The sequence below is a fragment of the Bradyrhizobium sp. TM239 genome (assembly GCF_036247985.1).
Taxonomy (GTDB): domain Bacteria; phylum Pseudomonadota; class Alphaproteobacteria; order Rhizobiales; family Xanthobacteraceae; genus Bradyrhizobium; species Bradyrhizobium ottawaense.
The window spans coordinates 1-1,464 of sequence record NZ_BTIR01000039.1; the positions used below are offsets into that span (position 1 = coordinate 1).

A 1,464-nucleotide genomic window follows, 5' to 3' on the forward strand; every position below is an offset into this window, starting at 1 on the left:
GCGGCCGCCCATCTGCCCCGAGATCTGGCGCTTGCGCTCGCCGAGCACGTGATCGATGGCGGCGCCGACCGCGGCGATCCGCCGGGCGACCTCACCTTCGGGCACGCGCACCGCAAAGCCCTTGGGGAATTCCTCGGCGATGAAGCCGGTCGACAGCCGGCCCTCGCGCCAGCGCGGATGATGCATCAGCGCCGACAGGAACGGGATGTTGTGCCTGATGCCGTCGACATAGAACGAATCCAGCGCGGTCGCCTGCGCCTCGATCGCGGCCGCGCGCGAAGGCGCATGGGTGACGAGCTTGGCGATCATCGGATCGTAATGGATCGAGATCTCGCCGCCCTCCTGCACGCCGGTATCGTTGCGGATGGTGATGCCGTCCTTGCTGGCTTCCGCCGGCGGGCGATACTTCACGAGCCGCCCGATCGAGGGCAGGAAGTTGCGGAACGGGTCCTCGGCATAGAGGCGCGATTCCACAGCCCATCCGGTCAGCGTGACGTCCTTCTGCGCGATGCCGAGCTTCTCGCCGGCGGCAACGCGGATCATCTGCTCGACGAGGTCGATGCCGGTGACGAGCTCGGTGACGGGATGCTCGACCTGGAGGCGCGTGTTCATCTCCAGGAAGTAGAAGCTCTTGTCCTGCCCCGCGACGAACTCGACGGTGCCTGCGGAATCGTAGTTCACCGCTTTCGCCAGCGCGACGGCCTGCTCGCCCATCTTGCGGCGCGTGGCCTCGTCGAGCAGCGGCGACGGCGCCTCCTCGATGACCTTCTGGTTGCGGCGCTGGATCGAGCATTCGCGCTCGCCGAGATAGATGACGTTGCCGTGCTTGTCGCCCAGCACCTGGATCTCGATGTGGCGGGGATCGACGATGAACTTTTCGACGAAGACGCGGTCATCGCCGAACGAGGCCTTGGCCTCGGCCTTGGCGAGGTTGAAACCTTCCGCGACCTCGGAGGTCGAATGCGCGATGCGCATGCCCTTGCCGCCGCCGCCGGCGGAGGCCTTGATCATCACGGGATAGCCGATCTCGTCGGCGATCCTGACCGCGTGCTTGTCGTCCTCGATGACGCCGAGATAGCCGGGGACGGTCGAGACCTTGGCCTTGGCCGCGGCCTTCTTGGACTCGATCTTGTCGCCCATGGCCGCGATCGCGCCCGGGTTGGGGCCGATGAAGACGATGCCTGCGGCCTCCAGCGCGCGCGGAAACGCCTCGCGCTCGGACAGGAAGCCGTAGCCGGGATGCACGGCCTCGGCGCCGGTCTTGCGGCAGGCCTCCACGATCTTCTCGATCAGCAGATAGCTCTCGGCGGCGGCCGGCGGGCCGATCAGCACGGCCTCGTCGGCCATCTCGACATGGAGGGCGTCGCGGTCGGCTTCGGAATAGACCGCAACCGTCTCAATTCCCATGCGGCGCGCGGTCTTGATGACCCGGCAGGCGATTTCGCCGCGATTGGCGATCAGAAT

The 1,464-nt window shown here is 66.9% G+C and carries 1 protein-coding gene; it reads right to left on the minus strand.

What is annotated here, in order from left to right:
* Positions 1-1,464, minus strand: a 1,464-nt coding sequence (locus tag AABA84_RS34805; protein WP_338314349.1) for an acetyl-CoA carboxylase biotin carboxylase subunit, incomplete at both ends; no start/stop codon positions are given.